This is a genomic window from Saccharothrix sp. NRRL B-16314 (assembly GCF_000716595.1).
Classification (GTDB): Bacteria; Actinomycetota; Actinomycetes; order Mycobacteriales; family Pseudonocardiaceae; genus Actinosynnema.
Map to the genome: position 1 here is coordinate 114,079 of NZ_JNXC01000008.1, position 22,384 is coordinate 136,462.

Sequence of the window (22,384 nt, forward strand, 5' to 3'; positions counted from 1 at the left end):
TGATCACAAGGCACCGCCTTGGGTGGCGAGGGCGCGGCGGTCGGCTTTGCCGCCGCGGGTGGTGGGCAGCGCGGCCAGCCGGACGATCCGACGCGGCAGCAGGTGCGGTGGCAGCGAGGTGGCCAGGTGGGCGCGCAGCGCGCTGTCCGACGTGCCCCCGAGCTCGCCCACCACGTGCGCGACCAGGTACACCCGGCCGCGGTCGTCGTGCTCGGCGGTGACCACCGCGCCCAGCACGCCGGGATGCCCCAGCAGCGCACCTTCGACCTCCGCCGGGTCCACCCGGTAACCGCGGATCTTGACCTGGCGGTCGGCCCGCCCGACCAGGTCCAGGCCGGCGGCCCCCAGCCGGGCGAGGTCGCCGGTCCGGTACAGCCGCGCGCCCGGCGGACCCTGCGGGTCGGGCACGAACCGGTCGGCGGTGCGCGCGGGCTCCCCGCTGTAGCCGCGGGCGACGCCCACACCGCCGATGCACACCTCGCCGACCTCGCCGGGAGGCACCGGCGACAGGTCCGCGTCGAGCAGCCGCACCACCACGCCGTCGATCGGCGTGCCGACGACGTCCGCGTCCGGCACCGGCCCGGCGGGAACGACGTAGCGCGTGGACGTCATCGTGCACTCGGTGGGGCCGTACTGGTTGACCAGCGCGCCCCGGATCAGCCCGCGCCCTCCCGCCGTGAGGAACGGCCGCAGCGACTCACCGCTGGACACCACGAGTCGCAGCCCGCCCAGCAGGCGTTCCGCGTCCGGCTGCCCGGCGAGGAACGACAGGAACGACGGCGTGGTGCTCAGCAGGGTGTCCACCCCGAACCGGGTGACGGCGTCGCCGAACTCGGCGGGCCGCAGCAGTGCCGAGCGGGGCAGCACGACCAGCCGGCCGCCCGCCAGGAGCGGTGCGAAGGTGTCCCGGATGGACGCGTCGTAGCCCATCGGCGCGGTCTGGAGCGCCACGGTGTCACGGCCAAGGCCGTAGTCGCGCACGACGAACCGCAGGTAGGAGTCGAGGCCCCGGTGTTCGACGAGCACCGGGCTCGGCTCCCCCGTCGAGCCGGACGTGTGGCTGACGTAGGCGAGCGCGTCCGGGCGGGGCGCGGGGAAGTGCGGCACCCGCGCCGTGTCGTCCACCAGCACCGGCGGACCGGGCACCGGCAGATCGGCCATCGCCCCGACCAGGTCCGCCGACGTCACCAGGAGCCCGGCCCGCCCACTGCGGACGAGCGCGGCGGACCGGGCCGGCGGCTGCCCCACGTCGACCGTCAGGAACGCCGCTCCCGCCCGCACCACCGCCGCGACCGCGACCACCGCGTCCGCGCCGCGCTCCACGGCCACCGCGCACACGGTCTCCGGCCTCGCGCCCCGGGCGACGAGCGCGCCGGCCAGCGCGTCGATCCTGTCCGCCAGTTCCCGGTAGGTCACCTCGCCGTCCTCTGTGGACAGTGCGATCGAGTCCGGGTCGCGGGTGGCGTGGTCCGCGATGTCGTCGACGAAGGTGCGCATCACCGCTCCACCGCCCTCTGGTCGACGGCCACGAACCGCAGCTCGCTGGTGTAGGCGTTGCCCTCGTCGTCGGTCAGCCAGGCCTGCTCGGGCGTCGGCAGCATCTCGGTCACCGTCAGCCTGGCGTCGGGGTCCTTCTTCGCGAGCCTGCGCACGGCCTTGGCGAGGATCGTCAGGTAGATGGGGTTGTCGAAGTCGACGTAGAACGGACGCGGCTCAGCCGGGGACACCACGAACACGAACCGGGGCAGGTCCAGCGAACGCTGCCAGCGGCGTGCGCCGACGAACCGGCGGGCCTCGGACTTCTCCTCGGCGAAGGCGAGCGAATCGGCCCGCACCCGCCAGGTCTCACGGGCCACGACCACCCGGTCGATGGTGATCCGCGGCGAGTGGTAGCCGTCCGGGCGCAGGGTGAACCGGTCCATCACCCGGTGGGTCATCGCGTTGGCGTAGGCGTCGAGCACGTCGAACTCGGCGCCGTCCGGCAGCACCGCGAGCAGCTGCCCGTCCTGCTCCCGCACCGCCACGTCCCCGCTGAGCACGGTCCTGGGCCGGTGCGGGTCGGCGGTGTGGTCGACCATCGCGACGTAGTAGTCCTCCGGCCGGTCCAGCGACGGCCTGCTGCGCGTCGACCACTTCAGCGGCAGTTCCTTGGGCAGCATGGGCAGCAGCCTCGGCGTGGGGAAGTCCGCGGCCGTCTCGGCGACCAGCTTGTCCCGGTCGGGGTGCTGGTGGACGAACAGCGAGGCGCCCATCGTGTTGAGCGCGCTGTGCATCTCGCCCAGCACCAGCTCGAACTCACCGCGCGCCACCGCGGCGGTGTCCTCGGCGAGCACCAGCAGGTCAGGGCTGAAGTAGCGGGACAGGGACCAGCCGGCGCCCGGCTCGTCGAACTCGGCGCGCACCCCGGCGGCGATGTCGGTCGACGACAGCCGCACGCGGCTCGCGTCGGCGGGGACGTCCAGGATTCGCGCCCACTTGGCCCGCAACTCGGCCTGGATCGCGTCGATGTCGGCCATGGAGGACGCGTGCGGCGTCGGCAGGCACTCGAACCACAGCGAGGCGAGGTCCACCTCGCCGCGCGCCGCCAGCACCTTGTCGTACGCGGCCCGGACGTGCGCGGCGATGGCCGCGCCGAAGCGGTTGGTCATCCAGCGGGCCGCGGTGAGGCACAGCTCCAGCGGGGTCAGCTCGGCCAGCACCGCGCGTCCGAGGGTCGCGGTCGCCGAGCGGGTGCAGTCGGAGTACACCAGCGCGCGGCACGGCGCGGTCCGCTCGCCCTTGGCGCGCTGGGCGCCGGTGTCGGTCAGCACGGCGAAGTCGGCCTCCAGCGCCGCCAACGCCGCGGTGAGCGCGTCGACGTCCTGGCCCGCGGCGGCGACCGCGTCCCGGCCGCGTTCCAGCACTGCCAGCTTGGCCAGCGAGGCCTCGCGGGCAGCGGTGTCGCCGACGCGGTCCAGGATCGCCCGCAGCTCCCGGTCGGGGTGGGTGCTCGACGGCACTTCCAGCCGCCAGTGCACCCAGCGCTTCCCTACGAGCCACCGCACGGTCTCGGTGACCTCGTCGACGTTCGTCCCGGTGGCTTCGGCGATGGCGGCCACCGTCCGGGTCCCGTCGCACAGTTCGAGCACGGCACGGGCGGGCGCGGAGATGTCCTGGGCGGGCCTGCCCGGCACCGCGACCCGGTCACCCTCGAAGCGGGCGAACGAGACCCGCCGGGGCGGTACCCAGGCGTGGACCGCGGGGTCGGCGTCGAGGACCTTCGCCAGGGCGTCGATGGCCCAGCTGGCGAAGTACACCTGCGACGAGGCGAGGAAACCGGTGCCGGGGTCGATGGCGAGGCCTTCGGTGGACAGGTCCCACCGACCCCACCCCACCGGACCGAAGAACCCGATCGTGTCGTTCTTCACGCAGAACCGCTGCCAGTAATGCGCCACCAACGGCGAACTCGTCCCACTCACCGCCGGAGAGCTGGTCGTCGTCACCGAACTTGTCGGCGGACAGGGCCAGGCCGGACGGCACCAGCCGCAGGACCCCGTCGGCGGGGAAACCCGGGCCGCGCAGGGCGAACTGCTCCCACAGCCGCCACTCACCGGTGGGCAGACGCACGTTGTCGGTCATGTCGGGCACCTTCCGAAGGCGGGCGGGGATCAGTCAGCGCGAGCGGCGACGGGCTCGGCGGCCCGGTCGACCGGGTGGTCCAGGTAGCGCAGGGCCAGCGCGATGTTCGCGGTGGCGAGGGTGGCCAGGGCGGCGACGACGGTCAGCGTCGCGGTGATACCCAGGCCGTCGGTGAGCACACCCGCGGCGAGGAAGCCGAGAGGCCCGGCGATGCCGCTCATCGTGATCACCGACTGGAGCACCTTGGGCCGGTACTCAGCGGGAACCCTGGCGGACAGGATGGCGAAGTAGGGCGCGTTGGACACCGGGATCGCGGCCGAGGACAACGCGACCGCGGCCATCAGCACGGGCACCGGCACGTCCGGCACCAGCAGCCACAGCGGTGCGGCCAGCACCGTCATGGACACCACCATCAGCGTCCGCGGCGCGACCCTGGTCGACAGGGCGATGGCGATCAGCGCCCCGCCGAGGGCGCCCGCCCCGGACGCCGACACCAGCAGTCCGCCGAGCCGGGCGTCGCCGTCGAAGCGGTCGAACGCCAGCAGCGGCAGGGCGATGGCCAGCACCCGCAGCAGGAACCCGTAGGCCACCGTGGACGCCACGCTGCGCCGCAGGAACGGGTCCGCGCCGATGTGCCGCAGCCCGGCCAGCAGCCCGGGCGGCCCGGCCTTCTCGCCCGACCGGGCGGGTGTGCGCGGCACGAAGAGCAGCAGCAGGGCCGAGATCGCGAACGTGGCCGCGTCCAGCAGGAGCACGTTCGCCGCGCCGAACACCATGATCAGCGTGCCCGCCACGGCGGGACCGGCGAGGGCAGCGGTGTTCGTGGCACCCTCCAGCACGCTGTTGGCGCGGGACAGCGAGCGCTCGTCGGAGCCGATCAGGTCGGTGGCGAGCACCCGCTGGGCGGCGTAGTACGGCACGCCGAACGCGCCCAGCACCGCGACGATGCTTAGCAGCAGCGGGAAGTTCAGCAGGTCCAGGCCGTGCAGCACGGGGACGGCGGCGATCAGCGGCACCCGCGCCGCGTCACCGACGAGCATCGTCCGGTGCGCGCCGAAGCGCTGGATCACCTCGCCACCGAGGAAACCGAGCAACGCCATCGGCAGCACCTGAACGGCGAACACCAGGCCGGTCCGGGTGGCCGAGCCGCTGGTCTCCAACACCAGCCAGGGCAGCGCGAGCATCGTCATCTGGGTGCCGAACGCCGACACCCCGCCCGCGGTCAGCAGCGCGCGCAGCCCGGTCACCGGACGCCACCCGTGCACCACTCCAGCACCGCGCGGGCCGAGTGGTACTTGTTCTCCGCCTGCTCGAACGCCGCGCTCGCCGGACCGTCCAGCACCTCGGCGGTGACCTCCTCGCCGCGGTGCGCGGGCAGGTCGTGCAGGAACAGGGCGCCGGGGAAGCGGTCCATGAGCGCGCTGTTCACCTGGAAGGGCGCGAACGCGGTGCGCCAGTCGGAGGTGTGCTTGACCGAACCGGTGGTCTGCCAGCGGGTGGTGTAGACGACGTCCACCTCCGGCAGGTCGAGCAGGTCGTGGCGCTGGTCGACCCGCGAGCCCGCCGCCTTGGCGTGGATGGTGGCGCGGTGGAGGTAGTCGGGGGCGAGCCCGTAGTCGAACGGGGTCCGCAGGTGCAGCTCGGTGCCGGCGAAGCGGGACAGGCCCAGCGCCAGCGCCGACGCGGTGTTGTTGCCCTCACCGACGTAGAGCACCCGCAGGCCGTCGACCACGCCGAAACGGCGGGTGAGCGTGGTCAGGTCGGTCAGCGCCTGGGTGGGGTGCTCCCCCGCGCTCATCGCGTTGACGACGGCCATCCGGTCCTGCTCGGCGTAGGCGCGCAGTTCGGCCTCCTCGCCGACGGTGCGGGCGACCAGGACGTCGAGCATCCCGGACAGCACCTGCCCGGTGTCGGCGGCGGTCTCGCCGGTGTTCTCCTGGAGGTCGCCCGGACCGTAGGTGATCAGCCGGCCGCCCAGTCGCAGCGCGCCCGCCGAGAACGCGGTCCGGGTGCGGGTGGAGGTCTTGCGGAACAGCACGCCGACGACCGCCTCGTGCAGCGGGCGGACGTGGTCGAGCGAACCGGCGGCGTAGTCCGCGCCGCGGGCGACGATCCAGCGCAGGTCGTCGTCGTCGAGGTCATCGAGGGAGATCAGGTGCCTGCGGCCCATCGCCGCCTCCTTCAGGTCGGTTCGGAGCGGGTCACGCCGCCGCGAGGGCGGCGCGCAGCACGTCGAGGCCGCGGTCGAGCCGGACGATGTCGATGTTGACCGGGGGCAGCAGCGCGATCGACGCGTCGTCGCGCCCGCACAGCTCGACCAGCAGGCCGTCCTCGAACGCGCGCCGGTGCACCCGGGCGGCCCGCCCCGGACCGCCCGCCGCGGCGAAGTCGAGTCCCAGCACCGCGCCCAGCCCGCGGGCGACCACGTCCGGGTGCGTGCCGGCGAGCTCCGCGCGGAACCGGGCGAGCCTGCGTTCGGCGACGATGAGGTCGGTGCGGAACTTCGCGCTCCGCCACAGCTCGCACACCGCGGTGGCGGCGACGAGGGCGAGCTGGTCGCCGTGGTGCCTCGCGGACTCCCCCACGTCCAGACCGCGGCGGACCAGCGTCATCGGCAGCGGCGGGCCGGCGCCCCAGGACTGCGCGGTGGCGACGACGTCCGGCACGATCCCGGCGTGCTCGAAGGCGAAGAACCGGCCGGTGCGCCCGCAGCCGGACCGGCGCTCGTCGGCGATCAGCAGCATGCCGTGGCGCTCGGTCAGCTCACGCAGCTCGCGCAGCCTCTCGCCCGGGACGACGCGGACACCGCCCGCGAGGTCCACCGGTTCGACGATCACGGCGGCGGGCCGCCACGAGTCCGGCCCCGAGTCGCTCAGGCGGCGTTCGACGAGGCCGACCGGGTCGAACCGCCCTGGCGCGTCCTCGCCGGTGAAGGTAATCACCCCGCGCCTGCCGGTGGCTTCCGCGGCGAGCGCGCGGGCGGCGTCCACCGCGTCACCGCTGCCGCAGAACCGCACGTCGTAGTCGAGGTCGCGAGGGCTCAGCACGGCCTCGGTGAAGGCGTGCCGGAACTCGCGCTCGGCGGCGGTGGACAGGTCGGGGCCGTACGTGATGCCGCCGTCCGTTAGGTACTGCTGGACGCTCCGCTTGACGGCCGGGTTGTTGTGGCCGTAGGCGAGGCTGCCCGCGCCGCTGGAGAAGTCGAGGTAGCGGCGGCCGTCCTCGGCGAACAGGTCGGCGCCCACCGCCCGGTGGAAGACGACCGGGATCGCGGGGCGGGTGGCGGTGCTCGGGAACCGCGGGCCGGGGGTGACGTGGGTGGTGGACGCGCCGGGGGTGGGTGGCGCGATCGGGTCGGCTGCGAGGGTCATGGGTGGCTCCTTCGGCAGTCAGTACGTCTTGGCCGGGACCGACCGACGCCGCGCCCGCGGCACCAGCGCCGCGGTCGGGTCGGACAGGCGGGGGTAGCGCGGGAGCGCCGCGGCGAGCGCGGCCACCGTGCCGTGGTCGAACAGCGCGCGGACCGCGACGTCGACACCGATCGCGGCACGCAGGCGCACCGCGACGCGGGTCGCGAGCAGCGAGTGGCCGCCGACGTCGAAGAAGTTGTCGTGCACCCCGAACGCGTCGGTGCCGAGCGCCTCGCGCCACACGTCCGCGACCGCCTGTTCCTCGGGGGTCCTCGGCGCGGCGCGTCCGGCGCGGGAGGCCGGGGCGTCGGGCAGCGGGAGGGCCGCCCGGTCGACCTTGCCGTTGGCGGTGAGCGGGAGCGCGTCGAGCACCACGTAGGCCGCCGGCGCCATGTAGTCGGGCAGGGTGCGCAGCAGGAACGGGCGCAGCTCGTCCGCGGCGGGCGGTTCGCCGTCGACCACGAGGTAGGCGACCAACTGGAGCTCGCCCGCGCCTGCGGGAACCGGGTGGACGACCGCCGCGCGCACCCGCGGGTGCTCCAGCAGGGCGGCCTCGATCTCCCCCGGCTCCATCCGGTGCCCGCGGATCTTCACCTGGTGGTCGGCCCGGCCGAGGATCGCCACCGACCCGCCGGCACCACGCCTGCCCAGGTCGCCCGTGCGGTACATCCTGGCGCCGGGGACCGACGCGAACGGGTCCGGCAGGAAGTGCGCGGCGGTGACGTCGGGGCGGTTGCGGTACCCGGGCGCGACCCCGACACCACCGAGGTAGATCTCGCCGGTCTCGTTCTCGGGCACCGGGTCCAGGTCGGCGTCGAGCAGGTAGACCGTCGAGTTGGCCTTCGCGGCCCAGTCCAGGACGTGACCTTCGGCGTCCATGCGCGCGGTGGTGGCCCAGACCGTCGTCTCGGTGGGGCCGTAGAGGTCCCACACCTGCGCACCGTGCGCCGACAGCCGCCGCACCAGCTCCGGTTGCAGCTTCTCGCCGCCGGCGAGGACGGTGAGCCCGGCGGGCGCGGACCAGCCGGAGTCCAGCAGCATCCGCAGGGTGACGGGCGTGGCCTGCAGGACGCGGGGGGTGGTCTCGGCGATGAGGTCCGCCAGGCGCTGGGGGTCACGGGCCTGCTCGGCCGACGCGATCACCACGTGCGCCCCGACGACCAGCGGCAGGTACAGCTCCAACACCGACGGGTCGAACGACACGGTGGTCAGGCCGATCACGGCGGCTCCGGGCTCCATCCCGGGGCGTTCCGCCATGGCCGCCACGAACCCGGTCAGGCCGCGGTGGTCGACCATCACGCCCTTCGGCAGACCGGTCGAGCCGGAGGTGTAGATGATGTAGGCCAGGTCATCCGGCGTCGGCACGGACAACCCTGCCGCAACCAGATCGCCGCCAGTGCCGGCACCGGTCCGACGATCGGCGGCGGCGACGGCAGTCAGGTGATCGGTGCCGGTGTCAGCGGCAGTCCGGTGGCCGGTGCCGGTGCCGGGGTCAGCGGCAGTCCTGTGGCCGGTGCCGGTGCTGGTGGCGGTCCGGGAGTCGGTGTCGGTGTCGACATCGGTGCTGGTGCTGGTGCTGGTCCGGGAGTCGGCGCCGGCATCGGCATCGGTGTCGGCATCGGCGTCGAGCAGGACCGTGCGGGATGCTTCGGCGGCGATCGTGCCCGCCAAGGCGCGCTCGGTGATCAGCGCCGTCGCCCCCGCGTCGGCCAGCATGAACTCGAGGCGACGGGCCGGGTAGTCCGGGTCGAGCGGCACATAAGCCGCGTTCGCCTTGAGCACAGCGAGGAACGCCACCGGCAGCAGGACACCTCGGTCGAGGTGGATGCCGACCACCGAGCCCCGGCCGATGCCGAGTCCGCGCAGGCGGCACGCCAGCCGGTCGACCCGCGCTTCGAGTTCCGCGTAAGTCAGCGTGCCGTCGTGCGAACGGACGGCCGGCGCGTCGGGGGTGCGGCGTGTCTGCTCGGCGATCAGGTCCACCACCGTGCCGTCCGGCTCGGGAGCGGTGGTGTCGTTGCCGATGGCGAGCAGGCGGGCGCGCTCCTTGCCGGGCAACGGCTCGATCACGCGGGTGTGTTCGGCGATCGGAACGCCCGGCTCGGCCAGCAACGCGCGCAGCAACGCGGCGTAGTCGACACCGAGCTGGTCGACGGTCTCCGGGTCGAACAGGGCCTCGGCGTACTGCACCCGCCCCATGAGCGCGCCGTCCTCGACGGGGATCAGGTCGAGTACGAGGTCGACGGGCAGGCCGCTGGGCAGTGCGGGCAGCATCGCCACGTCCAGCCCAGGCAGCACCGTCCGGGGCGCGCCCGCGGCGAGCAGGGAGAACGTCACCTGGTACAGCGGGTTCCGGGACAGGTCACGGGTCGGCGCCAGCTCGGTGACCACCTGGTCGAACGGCACCTCGGCGTACCGCAGGTCAGCGAGAACACCGGCGCGCAGGCGGGTGACCACATCGGTGAACGTCGGCTCGCCCGACAGGTCGGCCCGCAGCGCGACCGTGTTGACGAACAGCCCGATCAGCGCTTCGGCCGCCACCCGGTCACGACCGGTCACCGGCGCTCCGACGGCGAAGTCGGTCTGGCCGCTGTAGCGGGCCAGCAACGCCTGGAAAGCCGCCAGCAGCACCATGAACCGGGTGGCCCGGTTCCGCTTGGCGAACGCGTCGACCTCCGCGAGCAGGTCCGCGGCCACGGTGAACCGGCTGAGACCGGCCGCACCCGACCACTGCGCCGGCCGCGGCCGGTCGGCGGGCAGCCGCAACGGCGGCAGGTCGGCGAGCCTGGTCGTCCAGTGCGCCAACCCGCGCCGCAGGCGCTCCCCCGCCAGCCGCTCGGCCTGACCCCGCGCGTGGTCGGCGTAGGAGCACGGCAACGGCGGCAGGGCGGCGGGACCGTGCCCGGTGCGCTCGCCGTAGCAGGCGGCCAGCTCGCGGGTGAAGATCGGCCAGGACCCGAAGTCGAACGCGATGTGGTGGACCACCACGACGAGCAGGTGCTCGTCCGGGCCGAGCGTGGCCAGGCAGGCGCGCAGCGGCGCTTCGGCGGTCACGTCGACCGGGCGCCGGACCTCCGCCCGCAGCCAAGCGTCCACATCGGACGGACCGTGCCCGGTGAGGTCGACCCGGTCGAGCACGACGGTCGCGGTGGTCGCACGAGGGTCGCCGTCCACCGCCGGGTAACGGGTGCTCAGCACCTCGTGCCGCTCGGCCACCGCCCGCAGCGCACCGTCCAGCGCACCCGCGTCCACCGCGCCGCGCAACCGCAGCGCCATGGGCAGCAGGTAGTCGGCCGATCCGGGGTGGAGCTGGTCGAGAAACCACAACCGACGCTGGGCAAAGGACATCTCGCCGCTGGAGCCCACCGGACACCTCCATCCAGTTCCGACACTCCGGGAGGGACCACCCGGCTGTCCGCAACGCTGCCCGTCGGGCCGGCAGGTCACCAGGGAAGGAGCGGCAGGGCTTGGCCGCGGGAGCTTCTGCGCTTTTGTCCCTGTGCCGGCGGCGGATTCGGCCGCACTCTTGGACGCGTTCGCCCCACCAGTTCAGGAGGACCGGATCAATGAGCGACGAGGGAACCTACCGAGTAGTCCGCAACGACGAGGAGCAGTACTCGATCTGGCGGGCGGACCGCGAGTTGCCCCTCGGCTGGCACGCCGAGGGCACCGGGGGCACGAAGCAGGAGTGCCTCGACCACATCGGTGCGGTGTGGACTGACATGCGGCCCCTCAGTCTCCGCAAGCGGATGGACGAGACCGCCGGCGTCTGACGTGGGTATTGCCGTGCGGGTGGTCCGGAAACCGGACCACCCGCACAGCGCTGCATGGCGGCAGGTGCGATCACCGATCACCCGCCCGACACGACCCGACGCGACCCGACCCGGCCCGACCCGACGCGCTCCGACCTGATGCGATCCGGCCCGGCCCGGCACCATCCGGCACGACGCAATCCGACCCGACCCGGCACCATCCGGCCCGGCACCATCCGGCCCGACGCGACCCGGCCTGGCACGACCCGACCCTGCACGATCCGGCCCGACGCGTCCGGCCGAGGCCGGCGGTCAGATCAGCCCGGTGAGGATCGCCCGCGCCACGGCGTGTGACCGGTTGCGGGCCTGGAGCCTGCCCATCAACTCGTAGATCGTGTTCTTCACCGTGTGCTCCGAACAGCCCAGCAGCCTGGCGATGTCGGCGTTGCCGTGCCCGTCCGCCATCAACGCCAGCACGCTGGTCTGCCGCCTGGTCAGCGGAGTCCGGCCCGGTTCGGACTGGTCGCCCGCCAACAGCCGCGCCAGCACCTCGTGCGGCACCCGGCCATCTCCGGAACGGGCCGCGTCGACCGCCGCGAGCAGCCGTGCCGGGTCGAGGTCCGTGAAGCGCAGCAACGCCTTCGTCCCCAGCCGCATCGCCCGCCGCACCCCGATCTGGCTGAACCGGTCCGCCACCACGACCGCGGGCACGTCCGGCGCGCACGCGGCGACGGCCTCCTCCACCGTCTCGGCGGCCGACGCGACCACGGCGGGGAGCGCCGCACCACCCGCGGTCGACGCCAGCGGGATGCCCGCCAGTCGCAGGGCCGCCGACAGCAGGGTCCGCATCCGCTCGTCGGCCGCCACCACGCGCACCGGCGCGACGGTCGGCGGAGCGGACAGCACGGCGGTCACAGCAGACCCGCCCGTAAAGCGTAGGCCACGGCGTGCGCCCGGTTGCGCAGTCGGAACCGCCGGGTGATGTCGTAGACGACGGTGGTCACCGTGCGGGTGGAGTAGGACAGCGTGCGCGCGATCTCGCTGGTCTCGTGCCCTTCGGCGACCAGACTCAGCACGGCACGCTCCCGGTCGCTGAGCCCGGTCGTCGACAAGTCGGCGGCGGCGGGTCGCGGGTCGTTCTCCAGCATCCGGTTGAGCATGTCCGGCGGGACCGTGCAGTCGCCGCCCGCGGCGGCGAGCACCGTGCGAGCCAACCTGGTCGGCGTGGCTTCCCGGCGGCGCAGCAGACCTCGCGCGCCGGCGGCGATGGCCTGCTGCGCCGCGGCCAGGTCGACCTCGGTGGCCACGATCACCACCTCCGGCCGGTGCGGTGCGAACCTGGTCGCCCGCACGGCGGCCAGCTCGTCGGCGCCGACGACGTCGACCAGCACCACGATCACCACCGCCGGTTCGTCGGCCGACACCACCGCCAGCTCCGGGCATCCGCGCAGAGCGCTCGTCGCACCGGCCTCCAGCATCGGGTCGGTGGCGACGACCGCGACGCACACGGGATCACCCATGTTTCCCTCTCCTTCACCTCGGGCCTGAGTCCTCCAGCACAATCGCCCGCCCGGCTAGGGATGTGCTTTCACACCGCTGTCGGTGACGTTTAGCGGACGGATAGGCCTTCGACCTACACCGTCGCACCACCGCCCCGGGCCTGCGGTTACGCACAGTTGGTTCGGGATTCCGACGAATGGGAGGACGCCCGTTCCAGCGCTTCAATCGAGGCACTTCCGGCTGTTAGCCTCGGCGGACCGAACCGTGGAGGCTCGCATGGAATTGCGCTTGCTCGGTCCGCCTGAGCTGGTCGTCGACGGGCAGGTGATCGACCTCGGCGGCCCCCGCCAACGCCTCGTGCTGACGCTGCTGGCGCTCAACGCCAACCGCGTCACCCCCGTCGAGCACCTGCTGGACGCGGTCTGGGACGACGACCCGCCCTCCACGGCGCGCGGTCAGATCCAGATCTGCATCTCGGCGCTGCGCAAGGTGTTCGCCGGCGCCGGTTCCGCCGCGATCCGCACCCAGGCCCCGGGCTACGTGCTCGCGGTGGCGCCGGACGAGCTCGACATCGATGTCTTCCACGCGCGGGTGGCCGCCGGCTACGAGCACGCGGCCTCCAACCGGCCCGCCGAGGCCGTCGCCGAACTCCGCGCGGCGCTGGCGCTGTGGCGGGGCAAGGCGCTGGCGGGCATCCCCGGCGCGGCGGCGCGGCGCGAGGCCACCCGGCTGCACGAGCGCAAGGCGGCGGTGTTGGAGGAGCGCCTGCGGCTGGACCTCGCCCTGGGCAGGCACCAGGAGTTGATCGGTGAGCTGCGGGCCCTGGTCGGCGAGCAGCCGTTGCAGGAACGACTGCACGCGTTCCTCATGCTCGCCCTGTACCGCTGCGGCAGACAGGCGGACGCCCTCGAAGCAGGCAGACGGGCTCGCGCGGTGCTGGCCGAGGAGATCGGCGTCGACCCCGGCCCCGAGCTCGCCGGGATGGAGCAGGCGATCCTCACCCGCTCACCGTCGCTGAACCTGCCGCGCGAGACCGCCCCGGCCGGCGCGGAGCCCACCACGGGGTCCGCGGCGGGATCGACGTCCGGGTCCGCCTCGCCGAACCCGGGCGACGACATCGCGGTGCCTCGTCAACTCCCGCCCAGCATGGCCGACTTCACCGGCCGGACGAGCCAGCTCGCCGAGGTGCACGACGTGCTGCTCGGCCACCGCGACCCCTACGCCGTGCCGATCGTCTCCGTCAGCGGACCGGGCGGCGTCGGCAAGTCGAGCATGGCGATCCGGGCGGCGCACGAACTGGTGAAGGAGTTTCCCGACGGGCAGCTCTACGCCGACATGCGCGCCAACGGCGTGGACGACGGCGCGTCCCGACAGCTCGCGCGCTTCCTGCGCGCGCTGGGCGTGCCCGGCACGTCGGTGCCCGAAGACCTCCAGGAACGCGCCGAGCTGTACCGGAGCAAGCTGGCCGACCGCCGGTTGCTGATCGTGCTCGACGACGTCGCGGACGAGGAGCAGGCGCTGCCGCTGCTGCCGGGCAACCCGCGCTGCGCCGTCATCACCACCAGTCGCACGCGGCTGACCGGGCTGCCCGGCGCGTACTGCGTCGACGTGGACACGCTGGACCCGGCGCAGTCGATGGCCCTGCTCAGCCGGATCATCGGGCCCGAGCGGATCGCCGCCGAGCCGGAGGCGGCCGACCGCCTGGTCGAACTGTGCGCGGGGCTGCCGCTGGCGCTGCGGATCGCGGGCGCCCGGCTGGCGTCCCGCCCGCACTGGCGGGTCGAAGACCTGGCCCGCCGGCTGGACGACGAGAGCCGTCGGCTCGACGAGTTCGTCCACAAAGGTCTGGAGCTGCGCTCGACCATCGCGTTGACCTACCGCGGCCTGCCCGAACGCGCGCGGCGGCTGTTCCGGCTGTGCGCGCTGGTGGACGCCGTCGACTTCCCCGGCTGGGCGCCCGCCGCGCTGCTGGACACCAGTCTCCGCGAGGCCGAGGACCTGCTGGAAACGCTGGTGGACGCCCACGTGCTCGAAGTGCGGGTGGTCCCGGGCGAGCAGTCACACCGCTACCGCTTCCACGGCCTGGTGCGGGTGTTCGACCAGGAACGATTAACCGAAGAGGAGACGCCCGAGGCACGGGCGGCGGCCGTCGAGCGCTACCTGGGCGGCTGGCTCGCCCTCTCCGACGCGGCCCACCGCCGCGAGTACGGCGGCGACTACACGGTGCTGCACAGCGACGCCCCGCGCTGGTTCCCCCCGGACGCGGACCTGCCCGAGCCGGTCGGAGACCCGCTGGCGTGGTGGGAACGGGAACGCCGCGGGCTGGTGCCCGCCATCCGGCAGGCCGCCGCGGCCGGGCTGGCCGACGCCTGCTGGGACCTGACGCTGACCTCGGTCACCCTGTTCGAGACCCGCGGCTACGGCGACGACTGGGTGGAGACGGCCACCCTCGCCGCGGCGGTCACGGTGGGCGACCCGCGCGGGCAGGCCGCGGCGCGCTACGCGCTCGGCGCGCTGGCGATGGCGCAGAAGCGGCTGTCCGACGCCGAGGAGCACTTCGACGCCGCCCTGGCCGGGTTCAGCGAGTGCGGTGACGTCCACGGGCGTGGTCTGGTGCTGCGCAACGCGGCGTTCATCAGCAGGCTCCGCGGTGAGACGGGGAACGCCCTCACCCGGTACACCGAGGCGCTGGAGCACATGCGCCTGGTTGGGGACCGCGTCGGCGAGGCGCACGTCCTCGCCAGCCTCGCCAAGCTGCGCATCGACGACGGCGACACGACGGCCGCGCGGTCGATGCTGGACGAAGCGGTGGCCATCTGCCGGACGGCCGGGTGCTTGCGGGTCGAGGCACAGGTGACGTACCGGCTGGCCGAGCTGCACCTCGGGTTGGACGACATCGCCGCCGCACGCCACGCACTGCACCGCACGTTGCGGGTCGTGCGCGACCTGGGCGACCAGGTCGGTGAGACCTACGCGCTGTACGCCCTCGGCAAGGTCCGCCACCGGGAGGGCAGGCTCGACGCGGCGCACACCACGCTGACCCACGCGCTGTCACTGGCGGACGAGGTCGGCGACCGGTGGGTCGAGGGACAGGCCCTGTTCAGCCTCGGTGAGGTCACGGTGGCCCGGGGCAACGACGCGGCAGGAGCGGAGCACCTGCGGCTGGCCGCGGACCGCTTCCACGAGCTGGGGTTGTCGGTGTGGCAGGCGAAGAGCCTCGTCCTGCTGGCGGAGGTGCACTTGAGCGCGGGTGAGGAGACCGCGGCGAGCGACTGCCTCGACAGCGCCCACGCCCTGCTCGCCGACGTCGACTCCGAGGAAGCACGTCGGTGGACCACCCAGACCGAACACCTGCGAGCGGCTCTCATGAGCGCCAACCTCAGCCCGTCCTAGGTCGGCCGGTCAGCCCCAGTGAGCGTCCGCCGGGGTGGCACCCCAGTGAGCGTCCGCCGGGGTGGCGCCCCAGTGTGCGTCGGAGACACCCACGGCCGGCGCACCCCAGTGCGCGTCCTCGTCCGAGGTGCCCGCAACGGCGAGGACCAGCGCGGCGTAGAGGGCGGCGGCGAGGACGGCGACCTTGCTGATGGGGGCGATGGTGTTCGACATGGGAACTTCCCTCCGGCCGGTTCGCCGCGGCGGGTTCGCCGGGCTGACCTCAGTCGACGCGGCGGCGCCCAACACCTGGCATCGATCCGGTTTCGGTCGGCGTTTAGCGCGCCGATAGCGTTCCGATGGCGGTCCGCGCAACGCTTCCGACGTTGACGCGCGAGAGGGGAACGCCATGCCCACGGGGCTCCGGAAGCTCACCGAGGACGACCTCTGGGTCCTCACGGGCCAGGTCGACGTCCCGGCCGTGCTGCGTTCTTCCCTCGCGGCCCTGCCCTGCCAGGAGGTGGAACGGGACGAGTTCGACCCCGACGACGGGGAGGCCGTGCTCATCGTCCAGGACCCCGGCACCGGCGGTCGCGCGTCGTTGCCCGCGCCCGCGGTGCGTGCCATCCGGGCGGCGGGCTGCGCGGCGGTGGCGGCGCTGGACCGGCTGGGGCAGGGGGTGGTCACCGCGGGCGTGATCGGCCCGGTGCCCGAGGTCTGGTGGCACGTGCGCGTCCTGTGCCAGGCGATCCCCGGCATCACCGACCTCGCGGTGACGACCCTTCCCGGCGGAGCGCCACCGCCGTTCCTGGCGGATCACCTCGACTTGGCGGGCGTCGAACTGGTCTTCGTGCGCAGCGCGTCCGCCGCGGCCTTCGGCGCGAACCTCGTCGTGGCGGCGGGTGACGCGCCCCTCGACGCCGAGAAGATCGCCACCGGCGCCGTCCTGGTCGAGGCCGCCGTGGACGCGTACCCGTTCACGTTGCAGGAGGAAGCGGCGTCGGACACCTTCTGCCTCGTCCCGCACGCACCGGACCACGACGCCCGGAACCTGGACACCGCAGTCGCCACGGCACTGCTCACCGCGGCCAGTCACGTCGCCCACACCTGAGTCCCCGGCGAGCCACCGCGTCCCTCCGACCCGGTGGCATCCAGGCGATTTCGCGCCCCGTCCCACGCCGCACCGGAAATTCTCGGCCCGCTGAGGCGGTCCGCGTGCACCACGGCACCGACACCAATACCGCCGTCCAACACCACCACGACGACCACGACGACTACCGTCACCACCACAACCGCCTCGCCCGGCGAGCTGGCACCCCGGCGCGTCAAAGCCGCCACCCTCCCCGCCGACGCCCTGGCCGATCCGGGTGCCGAGGAAGTTTCCGAAGAAGGGCCGTGGACCAGGTGGGGCATGCCCACGGCGTGCAGGACGGCCGGCCCGGGTGATGACGACGAGTTCGGCTACTACGTCCACCACGGCAGGGACTGGGAAGGGCCGGACTTCGGCTTCCACCCCGGAGTCGTGTGGTTCAAGGAGCACGGCGGGGCGGACGTCGTGGCGAAGGTCCGGGCGCACGCCGAGTCCTGCGAGCAGTACGTCGACCCCGAGTACTCGGGCTCGGACCAACCGGTCACCGTCACCCCGTTCGGCGTGCCGCCGCAGCCGGGGGCGGACGCGGCCTACGGCTATGCGAGGCCAACGACGCGATGTCCGCCTGCTGGGCGGTGCTGTCCGGCGGCGACCTGGTGTCGATCGCGGTGATCGGTGGCATCCCGCACCAGGACGAGTCCGTGGGGATCGTGCTGGACCTGCTCCCCGCGGTGGCCGAGCGGTTGGCGAACTAGGGTTCCCGCATCCGGGACCTGAGCACGTCGAACTCGCACCCCGGCGCGTCCGGGTCGAAGCCGTGCTCGATCAGCCAGCGCGCCGCCACCAGGCTGCGCAGTGACCACCAGGCGCGGATCACGTCCCGGTCCGCGCCGGGACCGTAGCCGGCGAGCAGGTAGTCCAGGCGTTCCTCGTGCCCGAGCGTCAGGGTGGCGAGGTCGAACATGGCGTCGCCGGGGGCGGCCTCGGACCAGTCGATGACGCCGGTGACCTCGTCGCCGTCGACGAACACGTGGGTGATCTGCAAGTCGCCGTGGATGAACACCGGTTTCCACGGCCGGAGCGCGGCCTCGGCGATCTCCCGGTTGCGCCGGATCACCTCGGCGGGCAGCACGGCGTTGGCGAGCAGCCACGCGCACTCGCTGTCGAGGTCCGCCGCCACGTCGTCGAGCCTGGTGCCCGGCCACGGTGGCAGCGGCGCATCGTGCAGCCGCCGGATGGCGGCACCCGTCGCAGCCCACGCCGCCGGCGACGCGGTCGACGGTTCGCCGAGGAGGCCGAGCGCCTTGCCGGGCACGGCGGCGATCGCGAGCACGGGCGGTTCGCGCCAGAGGACCGCCGGGGTCGGTACCGGCACCATGGCCATCGCCCGCACCTCGACGTCGGCGTGCGCCGGATCGCCGTCGACCTTCAGGAACACGTCGCCGACGCGCAGCGTCGCACGCTGCCTGTGGGCGACGACGACCGCAACCTCTTCCACACCGGCCATCCTGGCGGGGATGACCCGTGATGTCGCCGGAATTTGTCGTGCGTGCCGGACTGCGGATCACCTCCGCTCCTACTTGAGCACGTGGAAGTCCGGGTGTGCGTACCACGCTGCCATCGCCGGGGCGTCGAGGTACACGTAGTCGTCGACGCGGATGCAGCGACCCGCATTCTCCAAGTACCCCAGCACGTCCTCGGAAGGCCGCGCACGGAACTCGACCAACACCCAGCCTTCGGCCCGCTCCGCGACGCGCTGCGCCATCCGGCCCAGCACAGGTCGACCCGCGAGGTCGCTGACGAAGATGTGCAGCCCGACGGCACAGCTCAACGCCCTGCCGGCCACCCGCTCGATGATCTCCAGTTCCGCCGGTTCGGTCTCGTGGTCCGGCGGGTCGAGGGAGTAGCTGTAAGGAAGACCGGCCGCGGAGTACCAAGACAACGGGTCGGCCGCATCCCGCTCCATGCCTTCGGCCGCCATCCCCGCCACCACGACCGGTTCGACGCGCTCGGCACTGTACGGGGTCAAGACGATCAGCGCTGTTCCACCCACGGAAAGGATTATGGCGGCACCGACCTCGGCCGGCGCCCTCGCAGCAGCGGCGCCCTCGCAGCAGCAGCGCTCGCCGCGGAGGGTGGTCCGCCGCTCAGTCGGCGAACGCGGCCACGTACGACGCCACGCACGGCTCCGGCATCCGTCGACGTCACGACGTTGCCGCCGACGGATGCCGACATCGTCCTACTGGCTGATCGCGGTCACGCGGATCTCGATGCGCATCTTCGGGTTGCCGAGAGCGGTGACCCCGCTCTCGGTCCAGATGGGCGCGCGGTCGCCCATGCGCAGGCGGAACTGCTCGACCATCACCCGGTTGTGCTCCTCGAAGCCGTTCTCGAGCACGTGATACGAGTTCACGTGCACGACGTCGGCCCACGTCGCCCCGGCGGTTCGCAGCGTCCGCTCGACGTTGTCGAACGCCCGGACGATCTCGTCCTCCAGCGCCTCGGGGAACTCGAACTCGTCGTCCCAGCCGCCCTGCCCGGAAATCTCGACCCGGTCACCGATGCGCACCGCCTGGCTGTAGTGCATGTCCCGCAGCTGCTTCTCGCCGTACCCCGGCGTCGCGAAGAACTCGATCTCGGCCATGGTTGCCCCCTTCACTCCGTGATCGACGCTATCATGACTTCAAGCTTGGAGTAATTTCCGCTGGGGAGGGTGCCGCGATGAAGGGAACGGGCGGGCTGACCGCCGACGAGAAGCAGGCCTGGACCGGCCTGGTCTCGTTGATGCTGCTACTGCCCTGCCGACTCGAAGCGCCGCTGCAACAGGCCGCGGGCCTGTCCCTGTTCGACTACCTGGTGCTCAGCCACGTGTCGGAGGCACCGGCCCGGAGCATCCGGATGAGCGAGCTGGCCCACCTGGCCAACGGTTCCCTGTCCCGCCTGTCCAACGTGGTCAAGCGCTTCGAGCAACGCGGCTGGATCACCCGCTCACCCGATCCCGACGACGGCCGGTGCACGCTCGCGACCCTGACCGACGAGGGCTACGAGGTGGTCGTCGCCGCCGCACCCACGCACCTGCGCACGGTCCGCGAACTGGTGCTGGACCCGTTGACGGCCACCGACTTGCGCGCGCTGGTCCGCATCGCCGCGAAGCTGAGCGTGGCGATCCCACCGCCCTGACCACGACACCACCCGGCCGCTCCACTGTCCCGATCGCCGCGAACGCCAGGTCCGTCGCCGTGACGGGCTTCCCCTCCGCCGCGAGCCAGACCGGCGAGCTTGACGATCGTCACCTGGGGCTGGTGCCGGATGGTCGGCAGAACCGGAGTCGTGCGGCGTGGTGTGGCGGTGGCGTCAGTCCTTCAAGGGATCGTGTCCCCAGTTCATCAGCGAGTAGCGCCACCTCGTGTGCTCCACGTCCCCGTCCGGGCGCTGCGCGAGGTGCCGGTGGACGTAGCCGACGACCTTGCGCATGTGCTCGCGGTCGTCGTCGGTCACCTCGTCCTCCTTCTTCCGCAGCAGTTCCACGATCCGCCTACCGGACTCGTGCCCCACCGACTCCCCACCATCGGACTGGCCGACCGACTGGGACTCTTCGGTCTTCAGCCACCGCTCCAACTCCGCCGCCGTCATGTTCACGGCGTCCTCGAACTCGCCGCTCACGAGTCGTCCTCCAGCGCAGTCGGCTTGTGCACCGCGTCCTTGCCACTCTTGTCACTGCGCACCCGGTACTGCGGCTCCTCCTCCGACGCCCGCACCGTCCTGCCCGCGGCTTCGGTGTCCTCGGTGATCTCCTCGACCACCTCACCGTGCACCGTCTGCCCGTGACTGGACCAGGTCACTTCGTCACCCTTGTCGAACTTCTCCTCACCCATGCCGACCATCCTGTGTCGTCCCACCGTGCCCCGCACGACGGTCACCCGTCGGCCAGGCGTCCGACGCGCTGGTTACACCCGGAGGGATGGCGACCTCCCGCGTTCCACTCGCCCGATGCCATCCGCGGTGCGGCGCCGGCCGTGCACTCACGGCGACCACACCGCGGCGCAATGTCCCTGATAGGGCCATGGAGCTGATGGATCGGGTGAACCCACCCGTCGACGCCTCCGACCGGGCGGGGGACGGCATTAGCGTCTTCGAGGTCGGCTGTCGATGCGCGAGGAGGTCTCCGGATGCGCAGGGTCCACCGCCGCCGCGTCGTCGGCCGTCCTGTTCGTGACGGCCCGGGTCTCAACCCGACAGGAGTCCCCGGACAGGCGGGCTGATCGACCCCTGAGACGGCGAGCGCCGCACGTTCCCGTTGCCGGACAACGGTTACCTGGAACGCCCCCGCGTCGCCGGACAAGGGCTCGGCGCTACGGCAGGGATCGAACCGCGGGTATCAGGCCATGCGGCCATCCGACCGACCGTGTCACCGGGATCTTCCGGCTGCCCGACGCAGATGTTCCACGACCAAGACCATCCCGACTGAGAGGAACGTGCACCATGCTGCTTTCCAGATTCGTCGGCGCCGCCGTGCTCGCGGCCAGTGCCGCGCTGCCCGTCGCCGGGTTCGCGAACGCGCAGGACGATCGCGACTGCCCGGACTTCAGCAGCCAAGCCGAAGCACAGCGGTTCTTCGATGCCGCCTCGGTCAACTACCACCGGCTCGACGCCGACAACGACGGCATCGCTTGCGAAGAACGTCCGGCGCCCAGCCTCATCCCGACTTCCCGCCGGACCCAGGCTCCCGCACCGCCCGTCGGGGCGATCGACACGGGTGACGGCTCCACGGTCGACGACTTGACCTCTGACGACTCGCGCACCCTTCCAGTCCTCCTCGGGCTGGCCGGGATCGGCGCAGCCTCCGCTTTTGTCGCTACCCGGCGCGCACGGAGGAGCAACTAGCGCATGCGCACCCGCTCGGGCCGCCGACCCCGCCGGAGCACGAGAGTTCGGCTGGCGGGGCTGGCAGCGGCCATCGGCTTGGCGGTTCTGACGGGCACCGACGACGTCGACCAGGCCGACCCGGTCCACGCGTCCCACCCGACCGTCGACACCTCGACGCACGAACCGGCCGGCACTGCGCCCGCGCCCGACACCCCACAAGACGCACCACAAGGCCCACCGCAGGACGCACCGCCAGACGCACCGCAGACGGTGGTGCTCGACGCAGCCCGCCCGACGCGGCTGACCATCCCCGCGATCGGCGTCGACGCCGTCGGCATCACCGATCTCGGGCTGCGCGCCGACCGCACCATCGAAGTCCCGCCTGACGCCGAAACCGTGGGCTGGTACCGGAACTCCCCGACTCCCGGTGAGAACGGGCCCGCCCTGCTCGCCGCGCACGTCGACTGGCAGAACCGGAAGGGCGTGTTCTACGACCTGCGCAAGTTGCAGCCCGACGACCAGGTGACCGTGGAACGGGCCGACGGCTCGGTCGCGTCGTTCACGGTCCGGCGGGTCGAGCAGCACCCGAAGGACCGCTTCCCCACGCAGGCGGTGTACGGCCACGTCGAGCGCCCCGAGCTGCGGCTCGTCACCTGCGGCGGGCAGTTCGACCGTGCGGCGGGCAGCTACCTGGACAACATCGTGGTCTACGCGGAGATGACCGGGAGCCGGCACCGCGACGAGGCCTCCGGGCGGTAGACCGCGAGGCTCCGGTT

At 72.8% G+C, this 22,384-nt stretch carries 21 protein-coding genes; 7 read left to right on the forward strand and 14 right to left on the reverse strand.

Going from position 1 to position 22,384, the window contains the following annotated elements; translation table 11 throughout:
- Positions 1 to 3: 3 nt before the first annotated feature.
- From OQ02_RS15445 to OQ02_RS40110, 6 genes are all read right to left on the reverse strand, one after another.
- Positions 4 to 1,497, reverse strand: coding sequence for an amino acid adenylation domain-containing protein (locus OQ02_RS15445; protein WP_033439101.1), 1,494 nt, complete (start codon positions 1,495 to 1,497; stop codon positions 4 to 6).
- Positions 1,497 to 3,458 (reverse strand): lantibiotic dehydratase, encoded by a 1,962-nt coding sequence (locus OQ02_RS40105; protein WP_231500047.1) that lies wholly within the window; start codon positions 3,456 to 3,458, stop codon positions 1,497 to 1,499. The genes OQ02_RS15445 and OQ02_RS40105 overlap by 1 nt, the downstream gene beginning before the upstream one ends.
- Before the next feature lie 189 nt (positions 3,459 to 3,647).
- Complete coding sequence (locus tag OQ02_RS15455) at positions 3,648 to 4,865, reverse strand: MFS transporter (protein WP_197043351.1); 1,218 nt, start codon at positions 4,863 to 4,865, stop codon at positions 3,648 to 3,650.
- Positions 4,862 to 5,788, reverse strand: coding sequence for an ornithine carbamoyltransferase (locus tag OQ02_RS15460; RefSeq protein WP_033439103.1), 927 nt, complete (start codon positions 5,786 to 5,788; stop codon positions 4,862 to 4,864). Before OQ02_RS15460 ends, OQ02_RS15455 begins: the two co-directional genes overlap by 4 nt.
- A 31-nt stretch (positions 5,789 to 5,819) precedes the next feature.
- Positions 5,820 to 6,989, reverse strand: a complete 1,170-nt coding sequence (locus OQ02_RS15465; RefSeq protein WP_033439104.1) for an aminotransferase class III-fold pyridoxal phosphate-dependent enzyme — start codon at positions 6,987 to 6,989, stop codon at positions 5,820 to 5,822.
- An 18-nt stretch (positions 6,990 to 7,007) separates the two neighbouring features.
- Positions 7,008 to 10,394, reverse strand: coding sequence for an AMP-binding protein (locus OQ02_RS40110; protein ID WP_037329561.1), 3,387 nt, complete (start codon positions 10,392 to 10,394; stop codon positions 7,008 to 7,010).
- A 200-nt stretch (positions 10,395 to 10,594) separates the two neighbouring features.
- Here OQ02_RS40110 and OQ02_RS15480 point away from each other — a divergent pair, with 200 nt between their 5' ends.
- Positions 10,595 to 10,801, forward strand: coding sequence for an MbtH family protein (locus tag OQ02_RS15480; protein WP_033439105.1), 207 nt, complete (start codon positions 10,595 to 10,597; stop codon positions 10,799 to 10,801).
- A gap of 291 nt (positions 10,802 to 11,092) precedes the next feature.
- On the opposite strand, the gene OQ02_RS15485 is transcribed toward OQ02_RS15480, so the two are convergent.
- On the reverse strand, positions 11,093 to 11,695 hold the full coding sequence (locus OQ02_RS15485; RefSeq protein ID WP_051772353.1) for a helix-turn-helix transcriptional regulator: 603 nt from the start codon (positions 11,693 to 11,695) through the stop codon (positions 11,093 to 11,095).
- Positions 11,692 to 12,300, reverse strand: a complete 609-nt coding sequence (locus OQ02_RS15490; protein ID WP_033439106.1) for a helix-turn-helix transcriptional regulator — start codon at positions 12,298 to 12,300, stop codon at positions 11,692 to 11,694. Before OQ02_RS15490 ends, OQ02_RS15485 begins: the two co-directional genes overlap by 4 nt.
- 256 nt (positions 12,301 to 12,556) lie before the next feature.
- Between OQ02_RS15490 and OQ02_RS15495 the strand changes: the two genes are divergently transcribed.
- Entirely contained in the window at positions 12,557 to 15,673 is a 3,117-nt protein-coding gene (locus OQ02_RS15495; protein WP_051772354.1) for an AfsR/SARP family transcriptional regulator, read from the forward strand.
- Positions 15,674 to 15,682: 9 nt separating this feature from the next.
- On the opposite strand, the gene OQ02_RS15500 is transcribed toward OQ02_RS15495, so the two are convergent.
- On the reverse strand, positions 15,683 to 15,886 hold the full coding sequence (locus OQ02_RS15500; protein WP_033439107.1) for a hypothetical protein: 204 nt from the start codon (positions 15,884 to 15,886) through the stop codon (positions 15,683 to 15,685).
- A 175-nt stretch (positions 15,887 to 16,061) separates the two neighbouring features.
- Between OQ02_RS15500 and OQ02_RS15505 the strand changes: the two genes are divergently transcribed.
- Entirely contained in the window at positions 16,062 to 16,763 is a 702-nt protein-coding gene (locus OQ02_RS15505; protein WP_033439108.1) for a hypothetical protein, read from the forward strand.
- A 596-nt stretch (positions 16,764 to 17,359) separates the two neighbouring features.
- Complete coding sequence (locus tag OQ02_RS43765; protein ID WP_156077065.1) at positions 17,360 to 17,497, forward strand: hypothetical protein; 138 nt, start codon at positions 17,360 to 17,362, stop codon at positions 17,495 to 17,497.
- Here OQ02_RS43765 and OQ02_RS15515 read toward each other — a convergent pair.
- The 3 genes from OQ02_RS15515 to OQ02_RS15525 all read right to left on the reverse strand — a co-directional run bounded on the left by OQ02_RS15515 (position 17,494) and on the right by OQ02_RS15525 (position 19,386).
- Positions 17,494 to 18,249: an aminoglycoside phosphotransferase family protein gene (locus OQ02_RS15515; protein ID WP_197043352.1), complete on the reverse strand. Its 756-nt coding sequence runs from the start codon at positions 18,247 to 18,249 to the stop codon at positions 17,494 to 17,496. The genes OQ02_RS43765 and OQ02_RS15515 overlap by 4 nt on opposite strands.
- A gap of 69 nt (positions 18,250 to 18,318) precedes the next feature.
- Entirely contained in the window at positions 18,319 to 18,795 is a 477-nt protein-coding gene (locus tag OQ02_RS15520; protein ID WP_033439111.1) for a hypothetical protein, read from the reverse strand.
- A gap of 186 nt (positions 18,796 to 18,981) precedes the next feature.
- The gene (locus tag OQ02_RS15525) at positions 18,982 to 19,386 is read right to left on the reverse strand and encodes a RidA family protein (protein ID WP_033439112.1); all 405 of its coding nucleotides are present in this window, start codon (positions 19,384 to 19,386) and stop codon (positions 18,982 to 18,984) included.
- A 77-nt stretch (positions 19,387 to 19,463) separates the two neighbouring features.
- Here OQ02_RS15525 and OQ02_RS15530 point away from each other — a divergent pair, with 77 nt between their 5' ends.
- A complete protein-coding gene (locus OQ02_RS15530; RefSeq protein WP_033439113.1) occupies positions 19,464 to 19,922 on the forward strand; it encodes a MarR family winged helix-turn-helix transcriptional regulator in 459 nt (152 codons plus the stop codon).
- A 174-nt stretch (positions 19,923 to 20,096) separates the two neighbouring features.
- On the opposite strand, the gene OQ02_RS15535 is transcribed toward OQ02_RS15530, so the two are convergent.
- Entirely contained in the window at positions 20,097 to 20,405 is a 309-nt protein-coding gene (locus OQ02_RS15535) for a DUF3140 domain-containing protein (RefSeq protein WP_033439114.1), read from the reverse strand.
- Positions 20,402 to 20,617: a DUF2945 domain-containing protein gene (locus OQ02_RS15540; RefSeq protein WP_033439282.1), complete on the reverse strand. Its 216-nt coding sequence runs from the start codon at positions 20,615 to 20,617 to the stop codon at positions 20,402 to 20,404. Before OQ02_RS15540 ends, OQ02_RS15535 begins: the two co-directional genes overlap by 4 nt.
- A gap of 607 nt (positions 20,618 to 21,224) precedes the next feature.
- Here OQ02_RS15540 and OQ02_RS15545 point away from each other — a divergent pair.
- Both OQ02_RS15545 and OQ02_RS15550 read left to right on the forward strand, forming a co-directional pair.
- Positions 21,225 to 21,626, forward strand: a complete 402-nt coding sequence (locus OQ02_RS15545) for an excalibur calcium-binding domain-containing protein (RefSeq protein ID WP_033439115.1) — start codon at positions 21,225 to 21,227, stop codon at positions 21,624 to 21,626.
- A 3-nt stretch (positions 21,627 to 21,629) separates the two neighbouring features.
- Complete coding sequence (locus tag OQ02_RS15550) at positions 21,630 to 22,367, forward strand: class F sortase (protein WP_081915670.1); 738 nt, start codon at positions 21,630 to 21,632, stop codon at positions 22,365 to 22,367.
- The last annotated feature ends 17 nt before the right edge of the window (positions 22,368 to 22,384 follow it).

Coding starts and splice junctions, on each gene's coding strand:
- OQ02_RS15495 (WP_051772354.1), top strand. CDS start 12,557: ATGGAATTGCGCTTGCTCGGTCCGCCTGAGCTGGTCGTCGACGGGCAG.
- OQ02_RS15515 (WP_197043352.1), bottom strand. CDS start 18,249: ATGGCCGGTGTGGAAGAGGTTGCGGTCGTCGTCGCCCACAGGCAGCGT.
- OQ02_RS15460 (WP_033439103.1), bottom strand. CDS start 5,788: ATGGGCCGCAGGCACCTGATCTCCCTCGATGACCTCGACGACGACGAC.
- OQ02_RS15465 (WP_033439104.1), bottom strand. CDS start 6,989: ATGACCCTCGCAGCCGACCCGATCGCGCCACCCACCCCCGGCGCGTCC.
- OQ02_RS15490 (WP_033439106.1), bottom strand. CDS start 12,300: ATGGGTGATCCCGTGTGCGTCGCGGTCGTCGCCACCGACCCGATGCTG.
- OQ02_RS15525 (WP_033439112.1), bottom strand. CDS start 19,386: ATGGCCGAGATCGAGTTCTTCGCGACGCCGGGGTACGGCGAGAAGCAG.
- OQ02_RS15550 (WP_081915670.1), top strand. CDS start 21,630: ATGCGCACCCGCTCGGGCCGCCGACCCCGCCGGAGCACGAGAGTTCGG.
- OQ02_RS15445 (WP_033439101.1), bottom strand. CDS start 1,497: ATGCGCACCTTCGTCGACGACATCGCGGACCACGCCACCCGCGACCCG.
- OQ02_RS43765 (WP_156077065.1), top strand. CDS start 17,360: ATGTCCGCCTGCTGGGCGGTGCTGTCCGGCGGCGACCTGGTGTCGATC.
- OQ02_RS15545 (WP_033439115.1), top strand. CDS start 21,225: ATGCTGCTTTCCAGATTCGTCGGCGCCGCCGTGCTCGCGGCCAGTGCC.
- OQ02_RS15540 (WP_033439282.1), bottom strand. CDS start 20,617: ATGGGTGAGGAGAAGTTCGACAAGGGTGACGAAGTGACCTGGTCCAGT.
- OQ02_RS15505 (WP_033439108.1), top strand. CDS start 16,062: ATGCCCACGGGGCTCCGGAAGCTCACCGAGGACGACCTCTGGGTCCTC.
- OQ02_RS15480 (WP_033439105.1), top strand. CDS start 10,595: ATGAGCGACGAGGGAACCTACCGAGTAGTCCGCAACGACGAGGAGCAG.
- OQ02_RS15500 (WP_033439107.1), bottom strand. CDS start 15,886: ATGTCGAACACCATCGCCCCCATCAGCAAGGTCGCCGTCCTCGCCGCC.
- OQ02_RS15530 (WP_033439113.1), top strand. CDS start 19,464: ATGAAGGGAACGGGCGGGCTGACCGCCGACGAGAAGCAGGCCTGGACC.